The sequence below is a fragment of the Nocardiopsis sp. TNDT3 genome, assembly GCF_003427465.1.
GTDB classification, from domain to species: Bacteria; Actinomycetota; Actinomycetes; order Streptosporangiales; family Streptosporangiaceae; genus Nocardiopsis; species Nocardiopsis dassonvillei.
Genome location: NZ_QPFC01000507.1, coordinates 1 through 4,955, shown reverse-complemented (window position 1 = coordinate 4,955; position 4,955 = coordinate 1). Strand labels below are relative to the sequence as shown.

3 protein-coding genes are annotated in these 4,955 nt (G+C 73.6%); 2 read left to right on the top strand and 1 reads right to left on the bottom strand.

The window, feature by feature from the left end; genetic code table 11:
• On the bottom strand, positions 1-1,891 hold a 1,891-nt coding region (locus DQW06_RS13245; RefSeq protein WP_117198552.1), incomplete at its 3' end, for an AAA family ATPase.
• Between the two features lie 393 nt (positions 1,892-2,284).
• On the opposite strand from DQW06_RS13245, the gene DQW06_RS13240 reads away from it, so the two are divergent.
• Both DQW06_RS13240 and DQW06_RS29230 read left to right on the top strand, forming a co-directional pair.
• On the top strand, positions 2,285-4,513 hold the full coding sequence (locus DQW06_RS13240) for an anthranilate synthase component I (RefSeq protein WP_013152478.1): 2,229 nt from the start codon (positions 2,285-2,287) through the stop codon (positions 4,511-4,513).
• Positions 4,514-4,709: 196 nt separating this feature from the next.
• A complete protein-coding gene (locus tag DQW06_RS29230; RefSeq protein WP_013152479.1) occupies positions 4,710-4,850 on the top strand; it encodes a GPGG-motif small membrane protein in 141 nt (46 codons plus the stop codon).
• Positions 4,851-4,955: the final 105 nt, after the last annotated feature.

Below are 4,955 nucleotides of genomic sequence, written 5' to 3'. Positions count from 1 at the left end.
CGCGCACCGACTCCGGCACCTCCTCGCCCGGAGCGGCCATCCGCAGCACGTCGGCGGCCACCGCCATGATCGGCTCCGGCGTCCGGTAGTTCACCCGCAGCCGCTCCACGTGCACCTTGCCGGGCGCGTAGGGTTCCAGCGCCTCCAGCCACGAACGCGCCCCCGCCGCGCTGCCGGTCTGCGCCACGTCCCCCACAACGGTCAACGACCGGGTCGGCACGCGCCGCATCACCGTGCGCCAGGCCATCGGCGACAGCTCCTGGGCCTCGTCCACGATCACGTGTCCGTACGTCCACTCCCGGTCCGCGCCCGCCCGGTCCGCGGTGGTGCGCGCGGCCCCGGCGTCCCGGTGGCGCGCCGCCAGCGCCGCCGCGTCCATCATCCTGTCCTCGAACAGGCCGGTGAACTCCAGCACCCCCTGCGCGTACCGCTCCTCCTCGGCCCGCTCGGCGTCCTCGCGGCGCTCCAGCGCCCGCGCGGCGCCCCCGTCCTCCCCGAGCAGCTCCGCGGCCTCGTCCAGCAGCGGCACGTCCTCCACGGTCCACGGCTCCCCGACGGAGCGCGCCAGGAGCGCGCACGCGTCCCCGCCGAACCCGGCCCGCGCACCCACCCGCTCCAGCGCGGCCGGGTCGGCGAACAGCTCCCGCAGCAGCCGCTGCGGGGTCAGGTGCGGCCACAGGGCCTCCAGAGCCTCCCGCACCGGATCCTCCGACCACAGCCGTGCGCCCGCGAACTCCAGGTCCTCCTCGTCCGCGGGCCGTCCGAGCAGGCGCGACTCGGCCCGGGCCAGCTCCGTGAGCAGGGAGCCGACCACGTACTTGCGCGCGGTGTTGTGCGGCAGGCGCAGTCCCCGCGCGGTCCGCAGCACCCGTTCGCACAGCGCCCCCGGCACGGTGAGCGCACCCGCGTCGGTCTCCACGACCAGGTCCGCGCCGCCGAAAGCCTCCAGCGGCGTGCGCTGGCGGTCGGCCACGGCCGCGTGCACCAGGTCGGCCATCGCCAGGCAGCCCTTCACCGCCGCCGCGGCGTGCGCGTCGCGGCGGGAGGCCGCCACCCCCGGGAACAGCTCCCCGACCGTGCGCATCACCGCGTCGGTCTCCCCCAGGGAGGGCAGTACGTCGCCCACGTAGCGCAGGAACGCCGGGTTGGGACCCACCACCAGCACCCCGCGCCGCTCCAGCACGGCGCGGTGGGTGTAGAGCAGGTAGGCGGCGCGGTGCAGCGCCGCCACGGTCTTGCCGGTGCCGGGCCCGCCCTGGACCACCAGCACCCCGGCCAGCCGGGCGCGGATGACGCGGTCCTGCTCGGCCTGGATGGTGGCCACGATGTCGCCCATCCGCCCGGTCCGGCCCCGGCGCAGCGACGCCAGGAGCGCGGCCTCCCCGACCAGCTGGCGGCGGTCGGCGTCGGTCAGCCCGTCGGGGTCGAACACCTCGTCGTCGAGTCCGAGCACCCTGCGGCGGCGCACCCGCAGGTGGCGGCGGCGGGTGACCCCGTGCGGGTCCCCGGGGGTGGCCGCGTAGAAGGGGCGTGCGGCCGGCGCCCGCCAGTCCACCAGGATGGTCTCGTAGTCGGCGTCGCGCAGCCCGATCCGGCCCACGTACCGTGTCTCGGGTCCGCCGCCCCCGTGGGAGAGGTCGACGCGGCCGAAGCACAGACCCTCCTCGACCGCCCCCAGCTGGGCGCGGCGGCGCGCCTGCTCGTAGGAGCGGGTCTCGCGCTCCACGAGAGCCGCGTACCCCCCGCGTTCCTGGAGGTGGGCGGAGGCGAGCTGTTCGGAGGTGTGGGCGCGCAGGGCGTCCAGGCGCTCGTACATCGTGCTGATCCTGGCCTGTTCCACGGTCAGGGCCGACGAGGCGCCCTCGTCGGCGCCGGTTTGACAGAACTCCATCGGCTTGCTATGCTCCGTATACTGGGACTTTTGTGAGTGAGGTCCAAAAGCGACAGCGGGTTACGCACCCTAGCACAGCGCCGCGCGTCCGCGCGAGAGCGCTTTCGTGCTCTCCCCTCGACGCTCCGCCGCACGCCCCACCCTCTGCTCCGGGCGAGTTCCCCGCACGTCGCGGCCGGAAAACCTCCGCGTCGGTCTCCCCAGCGCACACCGCACCCGCTACACTCGTGCCCATGCGACAGACGAACACCCAGGCTCAGTGGTGGCGCCGCCCCTAGGCGGTGCTCCGAGTTCGCATACCCATGCAGCGACCGCCCCGGACCGGCGGTCGTTTCGTGTTCCACGGCCCCGGACGGTGCGGCCCATCCGACCGCGCAGCCAAAAGGACCGGCCGTGAACCCCAGCGACGCACAGACCAGCACGTACCTCACCGAGGGCGGCGTCACCGTCCACCGCAGCGCCACCCCCTGCGATCCCGAGATCCTCACCGAGCTCGTCCGCTCGGTCGAGCTGCGCCGCGGCGGAGTGCTCTCCTCCGGCATGGAGTACCCGGGCCGGTACGACCGCTGGCACCTGGGCTACGTCGACCCGTGCCTGGAGATCACCACGCGCGGGCGCCGCGTCACCGCCACCGCCCTCAACGCCCGCGGCCGCGTCCTGCTGCCCGTCCTGGCCGGGGCCCTGTACTCCGTCGGCCTCCCCGACCCCGACAGCACCCTGGCCGACCTCCAACACGGCAGCGTCGCCGTCACCGTCCCCGAACCCGATCCGGGGGAGTTCTTCACCGAGGAGGAGCGCAGCCGCCGCCCCAGCGTCTTCACCGCGCTGCGCGCCGTCATGGCCGCCCTGCGCAGCCCCGAGGACGCCAACCTGGGCCTGTACGGCGCCTTCGGCTACGACCTGGCCTTCCAGTTCGAGCCCATCGAGCAGCACATCGCCCGCGACCCCGGCGACCGCGACCTGGTCCTGCACCTGCCCGACGCCGTCATCGTCCGCGACCGCAAGCGCGAGACCTGCGTGCGCTACACCTACGACTTCACCGTCCCCGCCGACGGCGACCGCGCCGAGGCCACCACGCGCGGCCTGCCGCGCGAGACCGAACCCACCCCGCCCGTGGTCGCCGCCGAGGTGCCCGAGGGCCCCGAACCCGGCTCCTACGCCCGCGTCGTGGCCGAGGCCAAGGAGAAGTTCCGGCGCGGCGACCTGTTCGAGGTCGTCCCGGGGCACCGCACCTACGCCCGCTGCTCCTCGCCCGCCCGCTTCTACGAGCTGCTGCGCGAGCGCAACCCCGCCCCCTACGAGTTCTTCTTCAACCTCGGCGAGGGCGAGTACCTGGTCGGCGCCTCCCCGGAGATGTTCGTCCGCGTCACCGGCGAGCCCGGCACCGGACAGCGCGTGGAGACCTGCCCCATCTCGGGCACCATCCGCCGCGGCGAGGACGCCCTGGGCGACGCCGAGAACATCCAGGAACTGCTCTCCTCGGTCAAGGAGAAGTCCGAGCTCACCATGTGCACGGACGTGGACCGCAACGACAAGTCGCGCGTGTGCGAGCCGGGCAGCGTCCGCGTGATCGGCCGCCGCCAGATCGAGATGTACTCGCGCCTGATCCACACCGTCGACCACATCGAGGGCACCCTGCGCCGCGACTTCGACGCCCTGGACGCCTTCCTCACCCACATGTGGGCGGTCACCGTCACCGGCGCGCCCAAGACCTGGGCGATGCGGTTCATCGAGCAGCACGAGACCAGCCCCCGACGCTGGTACGGCGGCGCCGTCGGCGTGCTCAACTTCGACGGCTCCATGAACACCGGCCTGACCCTGCGCACCGCGCACATCCGCGACGGCGTGGCCGCCGTGCGCGCGGGCGCCACCCTGCTCTACGACTCCGACCCCGAGGCCGAGGAGCGCGAGACCTTCCTCAAGGCGCGCGCCCTGCTGGAGACCCTCGCCCTGGGCGAGCGGGAGGACTCCCCGGCGCAGGAGGACAGTGGGACCGAGGCCGGGTCAGCCGAACTCCCGGGGGAGGGCATGCGGGTGCTCCTGGTCGACCACGAGGACTCCTTCGTCAACACCCTCGCCGACTACGTGCGCCGCCACGGGGCCGAGGTGACCACGGTCCGCTACGGGTTCGACCCCTCCCTGCTCGACCGGCTCGCCCCCGACCTGGTCGTGCTCTCGCCCGGCCCCGGCCTGCCCGAGGACTTCGGGATGTCGGCCCTGCTGGACGCGCTCGCCGCCCGCAGCCTGCCGGTGTTCGGGGTGTGCCTGGGGCTCCAGGGGATGGTGGAGCACGCCGGGGGAGAACTGCGCACCCTGGACGCGCCGGTGCACGGCAAGCCCGGCCGCGTGCGGGTCCACGGCGGGCGGCTCCTCACCGGCCTGGGAGGGGCGGACGCCTTCCCGGCCGCCCGCTACCACTCCACCTACACCCTCCCCGAGCTGGTCAAGCACTTCGAGGTCACCGCCGTCCTGGAGGGCGGGGCGGATGAGGAACCCGTCGTCATGGCCGTGGAGGACCCGGCCGCGCGGTGGTACGCGGTCCAGTTCCACCCCGAGTCGATCCTCACCGCGACGGTCGGCGAGGGCATCGTGGCGCGGGCCCTGCGCCTGGCCCGCGGCTGAGGGCCGCGGCGGCGCCCCGGGGAGCGTCCCCGGGGCCGCGGACCCCCGCGCGCAGGGCGTGCGCGGAGGGTCACGCGGGCGTTCCGGGGAGTGCGGCGATATCCGGTGCGGGGGCGCTCACCTGCACCAAGACGCCTTTCCCAAATCACATCCAACCGAAAAGTTTGATCAACCCGTTACGGGACAGTGGTTGTGTATGGGTATTCTACTGACAATCCTCGGAATCATTCTCATCGTCGCCGGTGTTCTCGGGGTGCTGCGCGGGCAGCTCCTGTGGGGCATCATCGCCATCGTCGTCGGGCTCTTCGTGGCCCCCGGCTACTTCTACGGCTTCTAGCGAGTTGTCCCTCCTCTCCACGACAGGACCGCACGACCAGGAAGCACGCACAGCACCGATCGCGGGCCGGGTGCCTGACCGGGAGAACCCGGCGGGCACCCGGCC

What these genes read in the sequence shown, in the direction of transcription:
- DQW06_RS29230 (WP_013152479.1), top strand. Translation starts at nt 4,710, where the DNA reads ATGGGTATTCTACTGACAATCCTCGGAATCATTCTCATCGTCGCCGGT.